General features: G+C 44.0%; 19 protein-coding genes. All 19 read right to left on the bottom strand.

The window, feature by feature from the left end:
* Nucleotides 1–281: 281 nt before the first annotated feature.
* Complete coding sequence (locus DW152_RS05900; RefSeq protein WP_021860112.1) at nucleotides 282–1,046, bottom strand: DUF5714 domain-containing protein; 765 nt, start codon at nucleotides 1,044–1,046, stop codon at nucleotides 282–284.
* Nucleotides 1,047–1,203: 157 nt separating this feature from the next.
* Entirely contained in the window at nucleotides 1,204–2,148 is a 945-nt protein-coding gene (locus tag DW152_RS05895; RefSeq protein ID WP_021860111.1) for a TIGR03943 family putative permease subunit, read from the bottom strand.
* Between the two features lie 52 nt (nucleotides 2,149–2,200).
* Entirely contained in the window at nucleotides 2,201–3,313 is a 1,113-nt protein-coding gene (locus DW152_RS05890; protein WP_118288180.1) for a CobW family GTP-binding protein, read from the bottom strand.
* Nucleotides 3,314–3,628: 315 nt separating this feature from the next.
* Entirely contained in the window at nucleotides 3,629–5,611 is a 1,983-nt protein-coding gene (locus DW152_RS05885; protein WP_118288179.1) for a sodium-translocating pyrophosphatase, read from the bottom strand.
* 107 nt (nucleotides 5,612–5,718) lie between these two features.
* Entirely contained in the window at nucleotides 5,719–6,483 is a 765-nt protein-coding gene (locus tag DW152_RS05880; protein WP_117537102.1) for an acyl-CoA dehydratase activase, read from the bottom strand.
* 36 nt (nucleotides 6,484–6,519) lie between these two features.
* Entirely contained in the window at nucleotides 6,520–7,302 is a 783-nt protein-coding gene (gene truA / locus DW152_RS05875) for a tRNA pseudouridine(38-40) synthase TruA (RefSeq protein WP_118288178.1), read from the bottom strand.
* Nucleotides 7,303–7,377: 75 nt separating this feature from the next.
* On the bottom strand, nucleotides 7,378–8,202 hold the full coding sequence (locus DW152_RS05870) for an energy-coupling factor transporter transmembrane component T family protein (protein WP_117536825.1): 825 nt from the start codon (nucleotides 8,200–8,202) through the stop codon (nucleotides 7,378–7,380).
* Nucleotides 8,199–9,053 (bottom strand): energy-coupling factor transporter ATPase, encoded by an 855-nt coding sequence (locus DW152_RS05865; RefSeq protein ID WP_021860105.1) that lies wholly within the window; start codon nucleotides 9,051–9,053, stop codon nucleotides 8,199–8,201. Before DW152_RS05865 ends, DW152_RS05870 begins: the two co-directional genes overlap by 4 nt.
* Complete coding sequence (locus DW152_RS05860) at nucleotides 9,038–9,889, bottom strand: energy-coupling factor transporter ATPase (RefSeq protein ID WP_021860104.1); 852 nt, start codon at nucleotides 9,887–9,889, stop codon at nucleotides 9,038–9,040. Before DW152_RS05860 ends, DW152_RS05865 begins: the two co-directional genes overlap by 16 nt.
* A gap of 82 nt (nucleotides 9,890–9,971) precedes the next feature.
* Nucleotides 9,972–10,493, bottom strand: a complete 522-nt coding sequence (locus DW152_RS05855; protein ID WP_117536826.1) for a peptidylprolyl isomerase — start codon at nucleotides 10,491–10,493, stop codon at nucleotides 9,972–9,974.
* 162 nt (nucleotides 10,494–10,655) lie between these two features.
* On the bottom strand, nucleotides 10,656–11,285 hold the full coding sequence (locus tag DW152_RS05850) for a hypothetical protein (RefSeq protein WP_021860102.1): 630 nt from the start codon (nucleotides 11,283–11,285) through the stop codon (nucleotides 10,656–10,658).
* Nucleotides 11,286–11,396: 111 nt separating this feature from the next.
* Nucleotides 11,397–15,020: an ABC transporter ATP-binding protein/permease gene (locus DW152_RS05845; RefSeq protein WP_118288177.1), complete on the bottom strand. Its 3,624-nt coding sequence runs from the start codon at nucleotides 15,018–15,020 to the stop codon at nucleotides 11,397–11,399.
* Nucleotides 15,021–15,152: 132 nt separating this feature from the next.
* Nucleotides 15,153–17,234 (bottom strand): heavy metal translocating P-type ATPase, encoded by a 2,082-nt coding sequence (locus DW152_RS05840; protein WP_021860100.1) that lies wholly within the window; start codon nucleotides 17,232–17,234, stop codon nucleotides 15,153–15,155.
* A gap of 4 nt (nucleotides 17,235–17,238) precedes the next feature.
* Nucleotides 17,239–17,568 (bottom strand): DUF6110 family protein, encoded by a 330-nt coding sequence (locus DW152_RS05835; protein WP_021860099.1) that lies wholly within the window; start codon nucleotides 17,566–17,568, stop codon nucleotides 17,239–17,241.
* A gap of 172 nt (nucleotides 17,569–17,740) precedes the next feature.
* Nucleotides 17,741–18,163: a flavodoxin gene (locus DW152_RS05830; RefSeq protein WP_021860098.1), complete on the bottom strand. Its 423-nt coding sequence runs from the start codon at nucleotides 18,161–18,163 to the stop codon at nucleotides 17,741–17,743.
* Between the two features lie 353 nt (nucleotides 18,164–18,516).
* Nucleotides 18,517–19,329 carry a bifunctional hydroxymethylpyrimidine kinase/phosphomethylpyrimidine kinase gene (gene thiD, locus DW152_RS05825; protein ID WP_118288176.1) on the bottom strand — a complete coding sequence of 271 codons (813 nt, stop codon included), beginning with the start codon at nucleotides 19,327–19,329 and terminating at the stop codon, nucleotides 18,517–18,519.
* Nucleotides 19,330–19,449: 120 nt separating this feature from the next.
* The gene (locus DW152_RS05820) at nucleotides 19,450–20,118 is read right to left on the bottom strand and encodes an HAD family hydrolase (RefSeq protein WP_117536828.1); all 669 of its coding nucleotides are present in this window, start codon (nucleotides 20,116–20,118) and stop codon (nucleotides 19,450–19,452) included.
* Between the two features lie 47 nt (nucleotides 20,119–20,165).
* The gene (gene thiE / locus DW152_RS05815; protein WP_117536829.1) at nucleotides 20,166–20,807 is read right to left on the bottom strand and encodes a thiamine phosphate synthase; all 642 of its coding nucleotides are present in this window, start codon (nucleotides 20,805–20,807) and stop codon (nucleotides 20,166–20,168) included.
* Nucleotides 20,794–21,615: a hydroxyethylthiazole kinase gene (thiM, locus tag DW152_RS05810; RefSeq protein ID WP_117536830.1), complete on the bottom strand. Its 822-nt coding sequence runs from the start codon at nucleotides 21,613–21,615 to the stop codon at nucleotides 20,794–20,796. Before thiM ends, thiE begins: the two co-directional genes overlap by 14 nt.
* Nucleotides 21,616–21,632: the final 17 nt, after the last annotated feature.

Raw genomic sequence — 21,632 nt, 5'->3', positions numbered from 1 at the left:
GCCTACAAAACGCTTCTATGCAGGTATCTTATGAAACCATACATGCGCTTCTTCGGTGCGCAGCTCCGGGATGTATTCGCAACCATGTCCTTTGTGCGCCTCTCACCAGCCGGCAACTCTCTGTACAGGTGTCAAGACTGTTACTTCTTCTCTTCTTCGCCTTTGTAAATATTTTCATATCGTTTAAAGACTAACTTATTTGCAGATATTTGTCAAGGCTTTTATTGCCTGAAATGCCCCGGCAATATTCCCAAAATAATATGACCATTCCCAGTCACACCTTATTGTAATAATGCAGGATCAGAAGAGACCTTACGAATTGCTCCGTATTTCGTACTCTCATAATTCTTATAATACGGGCACTGTGCTTTCAGGCACTGTGCATTTTCATCTGAAAATGTACAACATATCTTCTCTGGCAGTTCCATCTTCACACCCAACTCCTTCTCCACAAAATTCACTGCTTCTGTCACAGCCTTGAAGGAATCCCGTTTACAGCATCTTGGACCGCCCGCCTCACCGATTGCCTCTAATGCTCTGGCAGTCATGCGGTTTGCTCTTCCCCAGGATTTTCCGGTAAGCGGTGTAGCCTTTAAAATAATGCTCATGAAAATGCCCGTACTCACTGCAGCTCCACAGCAGCCCCACATTCCACAGGCACCACCCGGATATTCACTGCCACGATGCCGCATTTCTTCCAGTGCATCTTCAAAAGAATCCACTTTTCCGCCTGCATTCTTATATGCCGCCAGAAGTGCTGCTCCGACAAGAATATGATGTTCCGGTCCATGCATGTAAATGTATGGATTCTCCATAATCTCCTGCATAATCTCAATCGGATTCACCGAAGTCGTTTTGCCCGTTTCTTCCATGATCACTTCTACGCCTTTTTTCTCATGACAGCTATCACATACATAATGTCCATCTTCACAGCACGCATAACTTTCAAATATCTGATGGCACATCTGACATTCTAACTTTTCTGCCTTCTCTGTGTATACTAACGATTTCCCGCACACCAGACAGGCGCCTTCTCCTCTCGCCATACCTTTTCTCTCCTTTTTTTTAATGTGCCTTGCATATTCTCGTGCCAGGAGCGCGGTTATATGCAACGCTCTACCTCTCATGCGAGTGTGCATCTCGCCAGAGGCTTATTATATAATAACAGATCTGCCTGAAAAGACAGATCTGTCTGTAATTACATTATCCCAAAAATACTACATCATCTTTCGGTTTCTCCGCCTCTGTCAGTTCTTCCAGATAAAGTACCGGCTGCTTACGGTCCGGATACATGACTGCTTCATACTCAAATCTTGCCCGCACATGTACCCACTGATTCTTCTTAACCTTTGTTCCATCTGTGATCTTGCACGGATATCCGTAATAACGGACATCATTTGCACAACAGGTCATAATCTTACGCACCGGCACAAACATGTCATCTCCCATTCCTCTCGGGATAAGTACCTGCGCTGTAAATTCAACTTCCTTGTGCAGATACAATTCCGGATGATCATATGCATCTACATACCATACACCGAAATCCATATCCTCAATCACAATCTTGTCTCCCTTTACATCATATGGAAGATCGTCCTCTGACGGTTCAATGATCTTGCCTTCCAGATCTTCAAAAATCAGCTGTGCCATCGGATTCTGTACCTTCAAGGCACGGCGGAATCCGGCACGGCTCATGTTGCGGTCACAGCGGTTAACAATGATCAGTGAAGATTCTGTCAGCTGCTCCATCAGCATATTACGCATATTTGTCAGATACATATCCAGTGTTGTTCCGTCCACAGTAGAGTAGATTCCCTGAATCTCCCATCCACGTGGGTAACGCATCTTAATCAGTTTTTCCAACTTCCACATACCATTGAACTCAATCACAACCTGTGTCGGCTGGTAATTCTTCAAACAATTTTTGAAAAATGTAGGATTCAGCTGCTCTTCCTCTTCTACCTGCAGCATTACCATATTCTTCATCTTCAAATATTCCGGTGAAAACTCTTTCTCACCTTCCTCACATACGATCAGAAGTGTAAGTCCCGGTTCGATCCAGTCCTGTGTCATCAAAGTATCTTTGATCAGTGTTGTCTTACCACTGTCCAGAAATCCGGTACAAATAAAAATCGGTGTTGTTCCCATTTGTTTCTCCTTCTATATCCTGATTTAAAACTCCATCATTAAAAATGATATTTTATAAATGGAATAACTTCATCAGGTTTTCTTCTTTCAAATCTGTACCAATGACACAGATACGTCCTGTATAATCTGCCTGGCACTCACGAGTCTCGTACTCTTCCGGCACAAGGTCAAACTGTCTCCATGTTCCGTCTTCCATAGCGATAATTCCTTTGGAACGAAGGATTGTTCCATAACCATCTGTCTCTGATAATGCTTTCAGGATCAAATCCAGCTCTTCTTCTATATACTTGTGAGCAGTCTCCTTGCCCCAGCTTGTAAACACATCATCTGCATGATGGTGATGATGGTGATCGTGGTCATGTCCGCAGCCACATCCACACTCGTGATCGTGATCGTGGTGATGCTCATGATGTCCACAGCAGCCGTGCTCCTCATGGTCATGATCGTGATCATGGTGATGCTCATGATGTCCACAGCAGCCGTGCTCCTCATGGTCGTGATCTTCGTGATCATGATGATGTTCATGATGTCCGTGACCTTCTTTATCCTCGAACAGCCCTTCGATCTCTGCTCCTGCATGAAGTGCATGCTGGATTGCTTCTTTTCCAAGCTGATCCCACGGTGTGGAAATAATTGCTGCCTTCTCATTCTCTTCACGCAGCATCTTTACACAATCTTCTACTTTCTCATCTGCCATCATCTGTGTACGGCTGACAACGATTGTAGAAGCATGCTCTACCTGATCCTTAAAGAACTCGCCAAAATTCTTCAGATACATCTTAGCTTTCTTACCATCAACGATCGTAATTCTTCCTTCGATCTCGATATCTGCATCTTTCTTCACGTCTTCGATTGCTCTTGCTACATCGGATAATTTTCCAACTCCTGAAGGCTCGATGATTACACGGTCCGGTTTGTACTCATCCAGAACTTTTACGAGCGCCTTACTAAAATCTCCAACCAGTGTACAGCAGATGCATCCGGAGTTCATCTCTGTAATCTCAATTCCTGCATCTTTTAAGAAACCACCGTCAATTCCAATCTCACCAAATTCATTCTCAATCAGAACCAGTTTCTCTCCTGCGAATACATCCTGTACCAGTTGTTTAATAAATGTTGTCTTTCCGGCTCCGAGGAATCCGGAAATAATATCTACTTTTGTCATTATATAGTTACCTCTTTTCTTTATACATTTGCATATTAGTTGCGTTTAATCTCCGTTTCTTATCTTACCACAAACTTGCCCTGTCTTCTAGACCTTTCCCGGCTTCATGAGAAAAAAAGAATATGAATTTTCTATAAAATTGTCAGTACGTGAAAAAGAAGCAGTATTTTTATCCCCCTGAAAATACTGCTTCTTTTGTTATACCATATGAAATTTTTAATTTTAACGAACAAAGCCTTATTTCACTGCCCAGTGTGACAGACTCTGACCGACCACTTATCTTATTAGTTTTGTTTGATTATCTTGTGGATCACCTTACAGGATTCCGCCTACAGACAGGAATAATGGTGCAAATACAAGTGATACGATCGTCATTAACTTAATCAGAATGTTAATAGACGGTCCGGAAGTATCTTTAAACGGATCACCAACGGTATCTCCGACAACGGCTGCTTTGTGAGCCTCACTTCCTTTTCCACCATGATTGCCATCTTCGATGTACTTCTTCGCATTGTCCCATGCACCACCTGCATTAGACATGAAAATTGCCATCATAACACCTGTTACAAGTGCTCCTGCCAGAAGTCCGCCAAGCGCGGATGGTCCAAGTAACAGACCAACTGCAAGCGGTGACAGTACTGCCATCACACCAGGAACCAGCATCTCGTGAAGTGCTGCTGTTGTAGAAATCGCTACGCAGGACTTGTAATCCGGCTTCTCTTTTCCTTCCATAATGCCTGGCATCTCTTTGAACTGACGTCTTACTTCCTCGATCATCTGATATGCAGCCTTCGATACAGAAGACATTGTCATAGCTGAGAACAGGAACGGAAGCATACCACCGATAAATAATCCAATGATTACACGGCTGTCCAGAATGTCAATATTCTTTAACTGAACTGCTTCTGCATAAGATACAAATAAAGCAAGTGCTGTAAGCGCTGCAGAACCGATGGCAAATCCTTTACCCATAGCTGCAGTTGTGTTACCAACAGCATCCAGCTTGTCCGTGATCTTACGAACACTTGGATCAAGACCTGACATCTCAGCGATACCACCGGCATTGTCTGCGATCGGTCCATATGCGTCTACAGCAACTGTAATTGCAGTTGTAGACAGCATACCGACTGCCGCCAGAGCGATTCCGTAAAGTCCACTGACTGTATAAGCCACAAAAATACCTACGCAGATCAGTAGGATCGGAATAGCTGTAGACTTCATACCAACAGCAATACCACTGATGATCGTTGTTGCAGATCCTGTCTCAGACTGTTCTGCAATCTCTTTTACAGATTTGTAATCACCTGAAGTATAAACTTCTGTGATGATACCGATCAGAAGACCAACGATCAGTCCTGCTGTTACAGAGATTGCTGCGTTAAAATTACCAAAGCAGTATTTGCTTGCAAAAAACGCAACGATCAATACCAAAATACTGGATACATAAGATCCCATCTTCAGTGCTTTGTGTGGGTTGGAGTTCTCATCACCCTTAACAAAGAATGTACCAAGGATAGATGAGATCAGTCCCAATCCTGAGATTAGAAGCGGGAACAGTGCTCCGGATACCTGGAAATACACAACTCCGAGTGTCAGCGCAGAAATCAGCGCACCAACATAAGACTCGAAAAGGTCCGCTCCCATACCGGCAACATCACCTACGTTATCTCCTACGTTATCAGCGATTACGGCCGGATTACGCGGATCATCTTCCGGGATTCCTGCTTCTACCTTACCAACAAGATCCGCTCCAACGTCAGCAGCTTTTGTATAAATACCACCACCAACACGGGCAAATAATGCAATAGAAGAAGCACCTAAACTGAATCCGGAAAGGACTTCTACGTTCTTCGTGATCACATAGATTGCGCTTACTCCGAGAACACCAAGTCCTGCTACACACATCCCCATTACAGCACCACCTGAAAATGCGATGGAGAGTGCACGGTTCATACCGGACTCTTTTGCAGCATTCGCTGTTCTGACATTTGCCTTCGTTGCTACAGTCATACCACAGTAACCAGCCAGTGTGGAGAATAATGCTCCCACAACAAAACATACAGCAGTTACCCAACTCTTGATCCCGACTCCGATCAAGATGAATAAAATCAGCACGAATACGACAAGAATCTTGTATTCTGCTGTGAGGAAGGCCTGGGCTCCTTCACTGATCGCTCCTGCGATCTCTCTCATCCTTTCGTTACCGGCACTCTGTCTGCTTACTTTTGCTGCAAGATATGCGGCAAAGAGCAATGCGACAACTCCAAATACCGGAACAATCACAAAAAGATTTTCCATATACTTAACCTCCCAATAGATTAGTGTTATCTATAATACCATATTTGCAGAAAAAATAAAAAGACTTTTTTTAGATTTTTGTGAATTTTCTTGTTATTCCTCCTGTTTTAACGTTTTTTCTTCTCTTTTGCAAGCAGTGCTGCCCCCAAAGCACCTGCGTATCTTCCATTTTTCGTTGTCTCAACCACACATCCTAACTTCTTTGACAAAATATCTGTAAAATAGACACTGTCACTTAAACCGCCTGTCAGGATCACCTTATCGGAAAGTGTTTTTCTCTGGCTGAGTTGGGCAACTTTGGCTGCCACTGAATCTACAACACCCGCTGCAATGTCTTCTCTTTTCTTTCCTTCTCCAATATAATTAATGACTTCTGACTCTGCAAATACCGTACACAGAGAACTGATTGGAAGCACTTCCCCTTCCGCTGCCAGTTCAAACAGTTCCTGAAGCGTCACGCCGAGACGGTTTGCCATAACTTCCAGAAATTTTCCCGTTCCCGCTGAACATTTATCGTTCATCAGAAAATCCCGTACCATTCCATGTTCCACAAGAATTACTTTTGTATCCTGACCGCCTACGTCAATGATCGTGCAGTCATCACCCGCCATTTCGCGTCCCCCTCTTGCATGACAGGTAATCTCTGTGATAACAAAATCTGCGAACTCAACCGCAACACGTCCATATCCGGTTGCCACTACTTTTGTCTCGTCTGACAGAACATCTATATTTTCTGTCTCTAATTTTTCTTTAATGATCTGACAGGTCTCCTTGCTGCTCCATCCTGTTGGCAAAACGAAATGTAATTCTTTTTCTCCACGCACAACTACTTTAGAAGCGGTTGAACCAATATCAATTCCTACGTAATACATCTTAATCTCCTGCTCTTTTTGCTGACTTTTCCACATTTATCTTCGTTCTTCTTCGGAATATCCACCATTTTCCGAATCATTATAGCCGATTTCCACAAGTACAAGTCCGTTCGGCGGTGCTGTAACGCCTGCTGCTGTACGGACTTTCTCATCCAGAATCTCTTTTACCCGTTCCGGTTCGTAAAATCCCCTACCGACACGTATCAGCGTCCCGGCAATGATACGGACCATATTATAGAGAAATCCATTTCCTGTGATTCGAAGGGTAATATCTTCCCCTTCCTGCATGATATCCAGCGCATAAACCGTACGCACTGTGTCTTCCACGTTTGTCTTAATATTGCAGAAACTCACAAAATCATGCTCCCCGATCAGATACGCTGCACCTTTTTTCATCGCTTCTACATCCATCGGGAACGAAACATGTGTACTGTATCTTCGTTTCAGCGGATTTGGCACCGGCGCATTACAAATGTGATATTCATATGTTTTAACTACATGATCCTGATAACGCGGGTGCCAGTCATCCGGTACCTGACAAGACTGCCGGATGACAATATCATCCGGCAGTTTCTGATTCAATGCATAAGCCATGCGCTCCGGCGGAATGGAAGACTCCGTATCAAAAACGGCAACATTTCCCAGTGCATGCACACCGGAATCTGTACGGCTTGCTCCGATGATCCGGATATCCTCTCCCGTCAGCTTACTGATTTTTTTATTTAATACTTCTTCTACGGTGATTCCATTCGGCTGAATCTGCCATCCGCAGTAATCCGTACCGTCATAGGCAACCGTTAATTTCACTCTTCTGCTCATTTATGTTCTCCTGGAACTTTAAAAATACTGCCATCATTTCACATTGATTCTTTTGTTGATGCCATCACCGCTTATTTAAAATACCCAGATATGCAACTGCACACCACGACCGATCGCGACCACTGCGACCACATATGCAATCACAATGATATAAGCCGCATAATCTCTGCTCTTATAGCGAAGTGGCTTCATCTTCGTGCGCCCATCGCCGCCCCTGTAGCACCTGGCTTCCATCGCCATCGCAAGGTCATTTGCACGGCGGAATGCCGATACAAACAACGGTACCAGGATCGGCACCATGCTTTTCGCTCTCTGCAGTATATTACCGCTCTCGAAATCCGCACCTCTTGCAAGCTGTGCTTTCATGATCTTATCTGTCTCTTCCAGCAAAATCGGAATAAACCGGAGTGCGATTGACATCATCATCGCAATCTCATGTACCGGCACATGAATCTTATTCAGTGGATGAAGCACCGCTTCGATCCCATCTGTCAGCTCATTCGGTGTTGTCGTAAATGTCATCAGCGAAGAACCAATAATCAGATAAACAAGCCGGATTGCCATATATACCGCAGTACGAAGACCACCTTCTGTGATTGTAAAGATCCATGCATGAAACAGCACGTCTCCCTGTCTTGTCAGAAACAGGTTAAATAATACTGTGATCATAAGCAGCATGATCACCGGCTTCAGTCCTTTTACAATATAAGAAAAAGGAACTTTGGAAATGTGGATCACACAGATCAGAAATACCGTTGCCACAAGATATCCCGGAATACTGCTGAATAAGAAAAGCGAGATCAGATACAGCAGTGTACATATCAGTTTTACTCTCGGATCCAGTCTGTGGACCACACTTTTTGCCGGATAATATTGTCCTATTGTAATATCTCGAATCATTTTCTCTTCTCCAGTGCCTTCTTAATCTGCGCAGCCGCTTCTTCCACGGTTGTTACATTTGGTTCCACTGCAAATCCCTGTTCTTTCAGATCATGCATAATATAAGTTACCTGCGGTGCTGCAAGCCCTACCTGCTCCAACTCCCGATAATGTTCAAATACCTTGCGCGGACAGTCATTGTACATCACTTCGCCTTTATTCATAACGATAATGCGATCAGCATATCTGGCAATATCCTCCATACTGTGGGACACCAGAATAACTGTCATATCTCTCTGCGTATGCAGATAAGCGATCTGATCCAGAATGTCATCACGTCCTTTCGGATCCAGTCCCGCTGTTGGTTCATCCAGTACAAGTACCTTCGGGTGCATGGCAAGCACACCTGCAATCGCTACACGTCTTTTCTGCCCACCCGAGAGTTCGAAAGGCGAAGAATTGTAATATTTTTCTTTTAATCCAACAAGTTTCAATGCCTCCAGCGCACATTCCATACACTGATCCGGATTCAGTCCCTGATTCTTCGGCCCAAAGCAGACATCACTCATAACATCCACTTCAAAAAGCTGATGCTCCGGATACTGAAATACAAGTCCGACCTGATTTCTCAGTTCACGCATATTATATCCCGGTTCGTAAATATTCTTGCCATCATAATAAAGTGCACCGGATGTCGCCTTTACCAGTCCATTCAGATGCTGAATCAGCGTGGATTTGCCCGATCCTGTATGACCGATGATCCCTACAAATTCTCCGTGCGGAATTTCCAGACATACATCCTTCAATGCCTGTTTTTCGTAGGCGGTTCCTGCACTGTATACATAATTCAAATGTTCTAATTTAATCGACATAATGCTTCCACCAACTCTTCCTTTCGCAGAATTCCTTCCGGAATATCCACTCCCTGTTTACGAAGTGTATCTGCAAGGAGTGTCACCTGCGGTACATCCAGGCGGTACTCTTTTAATTTATCTACCTGCGAAAATATCTTCTTCGGTGTTCCTTGCATAACTACATGACCATGATCCATAACATAGATCTGATCCGCATCGATGACTTCTTCCATATAGTGCGTGATCAGGATCACCGTCACATGTTTCTCTTTTCTTAACTTCTGAACTGTTTTCAGAACTTCTTTTCTTCCGACCGGATCCAGCATCGCGGTAGGCTCATCAAGCACGATACACTTCGGCTCCATCGCCACTACGCCCGCAATTGCCACACGCTGCTTCTGTCCGCCGGACAGCTTGTTTGGCGAATGGTGTCTGTATTCCAGCATACCGACTGCTTTCAGACTTTCTTCCACACGTGTCCAGATCTCATCTGTTGGAACTCCAAGGTTCTCCGGACCGAATCCTACATCTTCTTCCACAACTGTTCCGATGATCTGATTGTCCGGATTCTGAAATACCATTCCCGCCGACTGTCTGACATCCCACAGATGCTCCGGTTCTTTTGTATTCCAACCGCTCACCCACATCGTGCCGCCGGTTGGAACTAATATTGCATTCATATGCTTTGCCAGCGTTGATTTTCCGGAACCGTTATGTCCCAAAATGGCAATAAACTGCCCTTCTCTGGCGTTTATATTCACCCCGTCAATTGCGCGGTACGTTCCGGTCACGTTACCTTCTTCATCCCGCTTCTCATATTCAAATATCAGATTATCTGTCTGAACCATATCCATCTGTTATATGCCTCCAGCCATAAAATATCAGGCTGCACCCGGTAAGGTGCAGCACACGGTCTTCTTTGTTTCTTTCATCTTATTATGAAACTTTCTCCGGCTCAGGATAAGTCTCTCCGAATGTCTCAACCGTTACACTCTTCATCTTCTGTTCTTCTAACGGTCTGTCACTGTAATCTGTATCGGTTGCAGCAATCTTATTTACCACATCCATACCTTCGATGATCTTACCAAATGCAGCATAAGCGCCGTCCAGATGTGGGGAGTTCTTGTGCATGATGAAAAACTGGGATCCTGCTGAATCCGGGTGCATGGCTCTCGCCATAGACAGTACACCTTCTGTGTGCGCAAGGCTGTTCGCATAACCATTCTGCATGAATTCGCCACGGATCGTATATCCCGGACCACCCATTCCTGTTCCATCCGGACATCCGCCCTGGATCATGAATCCACTGATCACACGATGAAAGATCAGTCCGTTGTAGAATCCTTTATTAACGAGAGAAACGAAATTGTTTACTGTATTCGGTGCAATCTCAGGATACAGCTCCGCTTTCATAATATCTCCATTTTCCATTTCAATTGTAACTACTGGATTTGCCATTTTTTATATCCTCACTTTTTCCTGTAATTTTACATACTCGGCTATTATTGTAACTGAAAAACCGTTTTTCGTAAAGAGGGGACAGGGATTTTCTAAAAAGGGACAGGGGAATTTTAATTTGGGACGGGGATTTTCTAGAAAATCCCCGTCCCAAATTAAAAATTAAATCGTATACAACACTATCCCGCCTTTTTCCTCATAGCCGGTGGCCCACATCTTCCGGAGCGACAGCCAAATTTCCTCGCCATATGTCGCAATACGGATGAGCATATCTTCATCCTTCTCTTCATAACCGACAACCAGGAACCAGTGCCATGTGAAATCCTTAAATTCTTCGGTATTCTTATGTTTCAACATCAGATACGGAACCGGAAGTCCTGCATCGATCTGGCTCTTGATCCGCCGGTATGCCTCTGCATATTCTACATCACCGGATATTTCCTGCATGCGTATATTTAAAAATCCGGCTTCTTCTATATCCAGCTTCGCCTGCACAGCCGCTATATATTTGCTGAACCCATCCACATACCAGGATAATTTGCGGACACCGCCCACTCTTGGACGGATGTAAGGCTTCATCACCTGGCTGAACCGCTTGTAATCTTCTTTTGTCAGATTGTTGATATCGTAGGGATACAATGCACGCATTCCCATATATTTTGCAAAATAGATACAGCTGTCGCACGCCGTTGCCGCAGCGCAGCCACCCATATTCATAACTACATTACTGAACCAGTCCTGATTTCCGCCAAATGCCCCCTCAATAGCGAAATATTCCAGTTCTTTCTTCATTGTCTGTTCACCTTCTTGTTTTTATTTTCCTGCACTCTCATTCTACTTATACTCTTACTCTGTCTAAAGCGTTGCCACAAAATCGCTTTTAACCACTTTTCTCAAATACTTTTATTCCGTCCGGAGTGCTGTCACCGGATCACTCTTTGCTGCTTTTCTGGACGGGATCAATCCGCCAAGAAGTGTCAGAATGACACTCAGCACGATCAGCACAAGCGCCGGCACAGCCGGAAGGACTGCATTTATATTGGTATTATTTGTCAGTGTATGGATCACCATGTTTGCAGGAACAAGAATCAGAAGCGTCAGTCCGATTCCCATAAGCCCTGCACAAAGACCAATGATAAATGTCTCGGCATTAAACACCTGTGAAACATTTCCTTTGGATGCTCCGATCGCACGCAGGATTCCGATCTCCTTCTTACGTTCCAGTACACTGATATAAGTAATAACACCGATCATGATCGAAGATACGATCAACGAAATTGCCACAAATGCAATCAGTACATAACTGATGATATTAATAATATCTGTTACCGAATTCATCATTGTACCCACAATATCCGTATAGGTGATTACCTGTTCATCTTTTCCGGCTTTTTCCATCTTTTTATTATAATTATCCAGAATATCGACAACCTTTGCTTTTGCGTCAAAATTCTTCGGATACAGGGAAATCGTACTCGGCTTCGCAAAATCAGCATAACCAAGTTTCTGCAGATTTCCTTCGTAAGTTGCCTTTTCCTGACCACTCATTGACATAAACAGTTCCATCAGATCATCCTGGCTCATATTCATATTAAATGCTTTGGCAAATGCTGAAGGATCGATCTTCATGGCATTCTGAAGCTGCGTACCGATATTTGACATTGCCTGTGTCATTGCTGTCTGCATACCTTTTGTCATCTGACTGGTGATCTGCTTCATCGCAGAAGTCATCTGTTTCTGCAATGTTTTCGACAATGCTTTGCTGTATGTTCCCATCGCCCCTTTCATATAAGTTCCCATAGATTTGGAAATCTGTTTTTCCAGTTTATCCATGTCGATTGCCTGCGTAAGTCCTGCTGCCAGGTATTTCTGACCATCCGGCGTGCTGATATAATCCAGAAAATACTGCCCCATCTTCGTCGGATCAGGCTTGTTATTTTTCTTCGCATACACCAGATATCCTGCTGACAACTGTGAAGACAGACTATCCATCTCTGCATCCGTAATCTGGATATCCATATCCGCAAATACTTTGTCCGCCCACGTATTCATGATACTCACTGCACCGTCTGTTTTCAGATATGCCTGCAAATATTCACTGAATTTATCAGGATCCGTCAGGTTGTTTGCCTTCTCATACTGCTGGAAGCCTTTCAGCACATCTGTGACAAGCTCCTGCATACGTTCGGTCGTAAGCGTTACTTTTCCCTGCTTTTTCAAAATAGCTTTCATATTCGTCTTAAGGATTGTCTGCGCACTGTCCGTCTTCAGATATGCCGCAAACGCACTGTCCAGACTCGAATAATCCGCTTCCGGATGTGTCTTCACATACTCGTTATAGCCAAGCATCAGACTTGCCGATAACTTCTCCATACCACCCGGTTTTACTGCGACCTGCAGATTCTTCACCATATCATCCAACTGCAGATCCGGCATATCTTCAAGGTTCATTGCAATTTTGTCTAAATCGATCATTTTCGACAGATCCATAGACTTTCCGGCATTTTCAAATAATTTCTGCATATTTAGGGAATCCCCGGAAAATGCATTCTTCATACTGCCTGAAAATGCACTTGTATCCATACCGAAAGCATTTTTTAACGCATCCTGATCAACCGCAAACATAGAATTCATATCCATGCCTTTTTTCTTATCAGGCTTTCCGAACTTTTCTCCGGTGAAAATGTCTTTTTTCTTATTTTTCAACTGTTCTCTTACGATCTTACTGTTCTTTGCTTCCTGTACCGTATGCTGTACAAGCGAAGCCGGATAGTTAATTCCCGGTGTCAGTGATGCAGCTTTTCCGCCCTTTTTCGGCTGTACAACACCGACAATCTTTATATCTTCCGCATTTTTCATCAGTTTCTTCAGATAACTCTGATTACCGGACTTATCCTTCCAGACCTTATATTTGCTGTCATACTGATAATAATCCGAAGCGTTTACCAGCTTGAACTTCGCATTCATAATATCACGGTAAGTATATTTTCCAATATCTCCCGGCATCTTTATATTCTTCTCGTCGATAAAATTCTGGACCATATCATCCAGCTCTTTGATATTACGAAGTCCCAGTGTATACAGAAGGAAATCACTCATACTTCCATCCGGTGTCAGCACAAGAACGCACTCGTTATAATCCTGCGGCCAGCGTCCTGCCTTAATGTTATACTGCCCCTTATACAAATCCGGGTTATTCGGCATCCGGTAAAATACATTGGTGCTCATCATGCTGGACATCATACTGTTCGTTCCAACGGAGGAGCCAAGTCCCATTGCCGAAAATGACTGATCCGGATTCACTTTACGGATCTTCTTGCCAGTATCTCTGTAGATCTGTGGTGTTATATTATAGGAATATTCGATAGATTTCGTATATTTTCGAACATCCGACTGATCACTGTCCAGATACTTCTTCAAAGACTTGAGGTCATTGGAATTCATCTTGCTGAACATTTCCGTCACATTTTTGAAAATTTTCACCTGCTGATCCGCTTTGTTTTTTGTATTCGTTGTACTTTTTTTATCTTTTGCGCTGTCTGAATCACTGTCATTACCACTCATTCCGACGATCATTGAAGAAATGTCAAATCCGGTGCTCTGGATCTGCAGCGGATATTCAGAAAGCGTATCTTCTTCCACCGACTGGATATAATCATTCACTCCGGTCGAAAGTGCCAAAATGAGTGCAATTCCAATGATTCCGATGGAACCTGCAAATGCAGTCAGAAGTGTTCGCGCCTTCTTCGTCTTCAGGTTATTAAAGCTAAGTGCAAGCGCCGTTAAAAATGACATAGAAGATTTGCCCATGTTCTGATGAACCGGAACTTTCTCTTCATCCTGCTTCGGAATATATGGATCGGAATCCGAGCGGATCTTTCCATCTTTTAACTTCACAATCCTCGTTGCGTACTCCTGCGCAAGCTCCGGATTGTGCGTAACCATTACAACCAGGCGGTCTTTTGCCACTTCACGCAGAAGATCCATAACCTGTACGCTTGTCTCGCTGTCCAGCGCACCGGTCGGCTCATCTGCCAGTAAAATATCCGGATCATTGACAAGCGCTCTCGCGATCGCGACACGCTGCATCTGTCCCCCGGACATCTGGTTCGGCTTCTTATGTAACTGTTCTCCGAGTCCTACCTGCTCCAGTGCTTCTATCGCACGTTTTCTCCGCTCTTCCTTGCCGATTCCTGAAATCGTCAGTGCAAGTTCCACATTTGAAAGTACCGTCTGATGTGGAATCAGATTATAACTTTGAAACACAAATCCAATCGTATGGTTCCGATATGAATCCCAGTCTCTGTCCTTGTATTTTCTCGTCGATATTCCATTAATCACCAGATCACCGCTGTCATAGCGGTCCAGCCCGCCGATAATGTTCAGAAGCGTTGTCTTACCAGAACCGCTCGGTCCAAGAATTGCAACAAATTCATTATCCCTGAGATTCAGGCTCACATCATCCAGTGCTTTCTGGACGAGATTCGCTGTCCGGTATTCCTTGCATATATGTTGGATTTGTAACATGTAGTATTCTCCTTCTTTTCAGCCTTATCTTTTTATTATAGCGAAAAAATCTATAAAAAGCTTCTTTTTATAGAAAATTAAGAAATTATTAAAGCATCGCATTTTCCTCGTCGCCATAAAAAAATCTGCTGCCTATTCCGGCAACAGATTTTTCATACTCTTTAAACTGATATATAAAGTTGAAGAATTATGTAAAAGTGCGGATGTTGTCGGCGGTATCACGCCCATCACGCCTAACAGGATCAGTCCTGTATTAATTCCGACAATACTTCTGTAATTGCCATGGATCCGGCTCATTAACCGGTCACTTAATTCTTTCAGTGTCACGATCTCATGTAAGCTGTCTGCTCCGACCGTCACGTCTGCGATCTCTCTTGCAATCTCAGCACCATCACTGATCGCAATGCCAACATCTGCCGCTGACAGTGCCGGCGAATCATTGATTCCATCGCCAATCATGATGACTTTTCTTCCGGCTTTCTTCTCAGCTTCGATAAAGTTCGCCTTATCTTCCGGCAGTACTTCTGAGAAATACCGGTCAACACCAACTCTTGCAGCAATCGCTTTCGCTGTCCGGTCACTGTCTCCTGTCATCATAACAACCTTGGATAGTCCGACTTCTTTCAGTCTTGCAACCACTTCTCTCGCTTCCTCACGGATCGGATCTTCGATACAGATAACGGCCGCAAGCTCCTGCTCGATCGCCATATACAAATGAGAATATTCATCCGGCAGTGTAGCGAACTTCTCCTGCATTCCTTCCGGAATTTTGCAGTTCTCATCCTCAAATACGAAATGGTAACTTCCGATCACAACCTTCTTTTCCTCGATCTTGGAAGAGATTCCATGTGCAACAATATATTCTACTTTTGAATGTAATTCTTCGTGTACAAGATTCTGCTCTTTTGCAGCTTTTACAACTGCTTTTGCCATAGAATGTGGGAAATGTTCTTCCAGACATGCGGCAATACGCAGTAATTCTTTTGGCTCTCTGCCATCAAAAGAAACAACCTCAGCAACTGTCGGCTGTGCTTTTGTCAACGTTCCTGTCTTGTCAAATACGATCGTCTCAGCTTCTGCCATGGCTTCCAGATATTTTCCACCCTTGACCGTAATGCTGTGTTCACTCGCTTCACGGATTGCAGACAATACGGAAATCGGCATTGCAAGTTTCAATGCACATGAGAAGTCAACCATCAGAACAGCCAATGCTTTCGTCACATTTCTTGTGAGGAAATAGGTTGCAAATGTTCCCGCAAATGTATACGGCACAAGACGATCTGCAAGATGCTCTGCCTTGCTCTCCAGAGAAGATTTAAGTTTCTCAGATTCTTCGATCATTGTCACAATCTTCTCAAACTTGCTGGAACCATTCGTCTCTTTGACACGGACAGTCAGTTCGCCTTCTTCTACCACTGTACCGGCATAAACATAACGGTCTTCACATTTTCTCACCGGAACAGATTCGCCTGTCAGGGATGCCTGATTGACCATCGCCTCTCCGGCTGTCACAACACCATCAAACGGAATTACATTGCCGACATGCACACGAACTTCGTCCATCGGCTGGATCTTCGTTGCATTGACAAGAACTTCTTTTCCATCTGTTACCAGCCATACTTTACTGATATTCAGTGACATGCTTCTTGCCAGATCATCTACCGATTTCTTATGCGTCCACTCTTCCAGTACTTCACCAATACCGAGCAGGAACATGACAGAACTTGCTGTATTTATATCTCCACGTAACATGGAAATTGCAATTGCTGTTCCATCGAGAACCGGCACTTCAATCTTACCTTTTGCAAGTGTACGAACACCCTGCCAGATATATTTTACTGATTTCACAGTTGCAATCGCTGTACGGATTGGCAGCGGCATGAATAATTTATTGCCGAAATGCAGGACAACTTTGTTGACCAGCTTATCCCAGTACTCCTGATTTAACTCTCTGCCTGATTTTTCCAGATAGCTCTCAGGAACCGTCACTCTGTCATATCCAAATGCACGCAGATCATCGATCACTTGTGCTCTCGCACTTTCTTCATACTGAATCACCACGCCCTGTGTACGCACCTGTATCTTCACTGCATGGATATACTCTCTGCCTTCCAGATAATATTGCAACATATCTGCCTGTGAAAATGACATTCTCGTCTGGCACATCTGCACACGGATTCTGCCTTTAATATCATGCTTGATTAAAAACTTCATGATCTTACGCTTCTTCCTCTTTAACTTCTTCTGTCTCTTCTGCTGTTTCTTCAGCTACCTCTTCTGCATCTGCTACAGCTTCTGCCTTTGCGGCTCTGTCTTCGTTTACCTGCTGAGCCTCAGCGTAAATATCCTCTGCGTTCTCCTGTACTTTTGCTGCTGTCTTCATTACACATTCTTTTGCACGAAGCACTGCTGCTGTACATCCTGTGTATACTTTTTTTGCATCATCACTTGCAAGTACTTTAATTCCTGCTGTGCCAAACAAAACACCTGCTGCAAAAAGTCCACTTTTCTTCATATTAGATTTTGATAAAAATTTTAAACAATCCATCTTGTATCTTCCTCCTTGTTTTCTCTTATTTTTTTCTCCCCATTTCTTTGGGTTCACACAAGTATAATCCCTCATTTTCATAAAATCCACAGAAAAGTTCTTTATTGATATTTTTTCTCCATAGTAAGTTAGGACGGGCTTTCGTTAAAAAGCACCGTCCTGCTTGTATTATTTATGCCAATGCTGCTCCGAGGTCTTCGCAGGATTTTACTTCCGCGTCTCCAGGCCCCTCATTGCTCATTACGCTATCACACGCAAGCTCTGCTCCTGCAGCTTTGCAGTCTTCTTCCCAGTTGCGCATCCATTCGCCATCTCCCCAGCCATATGAACCGAAAAGTGCGATTTTCTTTCCGTCAAGTGCACCCTTGCAAGCTTCGAACATAGGCTCAAATTCGCTTTCTTCCAACACTTCTGCTCCCATTGCAGGGCATCCAAATGCGATTGCATCATATTCCGCTACCTTTGCTGCTGTGAAATCACTGCATCCTAAAAGTTCTGCCTCTGCTCCTGCTTTCTTTGCTCCATCTGCAACTGCATTTGCCATTGCCTCTGTATTGCCTGTTCCACTCCAATATACGACTGCTACTTTGCTCATATCCATTCTCCTTATCTTTTCTTAGTTTCACCTAACTTATTTGCTTTTTATCAGTTTTTAGTTAGTTCCAACTAATCGTTTCTATTAGTTAGTATAGACTAACTTCATAGGGAAGTCAATTCCTTTCCACGTTTGTTCCAGATGTATTTTTATCAATAAAACGTTGGATCAATTGCTCATCCTGCCGGAGACTTTTTACATAATGAGGAAATGTTCTTTCTTAATTATTAAAAAGACCATGCCTGCGCACAAATATGCAAGTCATGATCTTTTCATTATAAATATATGTTGGGGACAAACTCCCTATGAATTATTACGTACTTCGTACACCCACAATATCTCTACAAATCACTCTATGAGGTGAATTTTCCACCGATATCAAATCCATGATCCATCGGTCCGCTGCCGGCTCCCAGATCCAGCATTGCCGCAAGTGCTCCGGAAATATATTCTTTTGCACGCTCCACAGCTTCTTCAAGTCCATATCCTTTTGCCAGATTCGATGCAATCGCACTGGATAATGTACATCCTGTTCCGTGCGTGTTCGGATTATCAATTCTACGCCCATAAAACCAACGGCTCTTTCCTTCTGCGTACAACAGATCATTGGCATCATTTAACTGATGACCGCCTTTTAACAACACAGCGCAGTGATATTCTTCGCTGATTGCCTGCGCTGCGCGCTCCATGTCTTCTGCTGAATGAATAGATGCACCAAACAGGACTTCTGCTTCAGGAATATTCGGTGTCAGCACACTTGCCAGCGGAAATAATTCCGTCTTCAGTATCTGGATTGCTTCTTCGCTGATCAGTCTGGAACCGCTTGTGGACACCATCACCGGATCAACGACGATCCGTTCTGCTTTGTATTCTTTAAGTTTGAAAGCGATCATTTTTACAAGTTCAGCGGAAGCGACCATACCAATTTTAACCGCATCCGGGTAAATATCTGTAAATACCGCATCCAACTGCTGTCCTAAAAATTCCGGTGTCACTTCAAAAATTCCGGATACTCCTGTCGTATTCTGTGCTGTCAGCGCCGTGATCGCGCTCATGGCACAAACGCCATTTGCCTGCATCGTCTTGATATCTGCCTGAATCCCCGCACCGCCGCTGGAATCACTTCCCGCAATTGTGAGGGTTGTTTTTCTTTTCTTCGTATTCATCTACTTATCCTTTTCCAATCTATTCTAATTATTTTTCTTATCCATCGCATTTATCCTGAATCTCTTCCCACAGACAGGAGCGCAGTTAAAATTGCAGCTCTCCCACAGACAGAAGCGCAGTTAGAATTGCAGTTTCCCCGTAGCCTCCACAAGGTCACCCGCATAAAGATCCGCCAGTTCTTTTAACTCATCCTGTCCTTCTTCGCTGAAGCGGTCATACAGTCCGACTACCGGGAAGCCTGCCTGTTTTGCGGTTGTTGCCGCATGTAATGCGTCCTCAAATACCAATGTATGCTCCGGTGTGCTTCCAAGCTTATCAGCACATTGAAAATAAATATCCGGTTTGTCTTTTCCTGCTCCTGCATCCGTGCAAGTCCATATTTCCTTAAAGTATCCGGCAATCTCCAGTCGTTCAAACGCCGCTTCGATCTGCTCTTTATCGCTGGAAGTCGCCACGATCATCGGCACCTTTGCCTCTTTCATCTTCTCAAGGAGCTTACATACACCCTTTTTCAGCGGTGCCTCTTCTTTATAAAAGATCTCTACCTGTTTTAATACCGCTTCTCTTAATTCTGCTTCTGACTCTTCCAGATGGTATTCCCGCTTCACATAAGCCACGCCATCATCCAGGCTCATCGGAAATAATATCTTCCCAAGATCCGGCGCCGGTTCAATCCCGGCACTACGCAGATATCTGGCTCCGGCATCCTCCCAGATCGCCATCGAATCCAGCAAAGTACCGTCCACATCGAAGATCACACCGTCTATTTCTCTGTTTTTTAATTTCATTTCCTATTAAACCTTCTTATATCGAACTTCTTTATGCATAACTTCTCTTAATTTCTCAACATATTCTGAGTGCGTTCGCGCAGTTCTTTTGTTGCAGCTTCAATATCTTTCTGTCCGAAAATCGCACTGATCACTGCGATTCCACAAATACCGCTACCGGCAAGGTCTTTTACATTGTCTTTTGTAATTCCACCAATGGCAATAACCGGAATATCCACTGCTTCACAGATTGCTTTCAGCACATTATGATCCACTTCTACCGCATCTGCCTTAGAACCTGTCGGAAATACCGCACCAACGCCAAGGTAATCTGCGCCATGTTCCTGCGCACGGAGTGCCTGCTCAACCGTCTGCGCAGAAACACCGATGATCTTATCCGCTCCAAGTTTTGCACGCACATCTCCGGCTTCCATATCACTCTGTCCGACATGCACACCGTCTGCCTCAATTTCTGCCGCAATCTCTACATTATCATTGATCACAAACGGCACTTTATATTCTCTGCAAAGTTTCTGGATTTCCTTCGCCTCTTCTAAGAAATGCGCTGTATCCAGTTCTTTTTCACGCAGCTGGATAAATGTAGCTCCACCTTTCAGCGCTTTCTCCACCTGTTCATATAATGTTTCTTCTCCAAGCCAGTGACGGTCTGTCACCGCATATAAAAGTAAATCTTTCTTATCGCAGTTCATATTTTGCACCTTCTTCCAGTGTTTTTGCGTCCATATTGTAAATCGCATCAATAATACGGTTTCTGTATGTAGAATTGCCGTCTCCGTCCTGCATTCGTGAAAATCCGATCTCACCGGCAAGTCCCATCACACATACTGCTGCCGCTGCCGCCTCCAGCGTATGCTCCGGATTTGCGGTGATATATGCAGTCATCATTCCGGATAACTGGCAGCCAGTTCCTGTAATCTTACCCATTTCCGGGCGTCCATTACGAATCACATAGCAGGATTTTCCATCACTCACCAGATCAATCGCCCCTGTAATCGCAACAACACAGTTTGCTTTCTCTGCAAATGCCTTTGCAAATGCAACTGCTTCATCCAGATTCTCTTCTGTCACTGCATCTGCAACATCAGCATCTACGCCTTTTGTTGTACCACTGCCGGATGCCAGGGTCTTGATCTCGGAAATATTTCCACGGATCACGGAAAACGGAATTTCTTCCATCAGAGAAACGGCTGTGTTCGTGCGCAGTGCACTTGCTCCCGCTCCTACCGGATCCAGCAGAATTGCATGTCCCAGTTCTGCCGCTTTCTTTCCAGCCAGCTTCATGCCTTCGATACTTCTTATATTTAATGTACCGATATTGATATTCAATCCTCCACAGATGGAAGTAATATCTTCCACATCCTGCGGCTCGTCAGACATGATCGGACTTCCGCCACATGCCAGCAATACATTTGCCACATCATTTACGGTTACATAATTTGTGATATTGTGAACCAGAGGGGTTGTCTCTCTGACTTTATTTAACATTTCTCCAAGCATAATTCTCCTCCTGATGT

Source organism: Dorea sp. AM13-35 (assembly GCF_003473885.1).
Taxonomy (GTDB): domain Bacteria; phylum Bacillota; class Clostridia; order Lachnospirales; family Lachnospiraceae; genus Dorea_D; species Dorea_D hominis.
The sequence above is the reverse complement of the archived record's forward strand: the minus strand, read 5'-3'. Positions and strand labels throughout refer to the sequence as shown.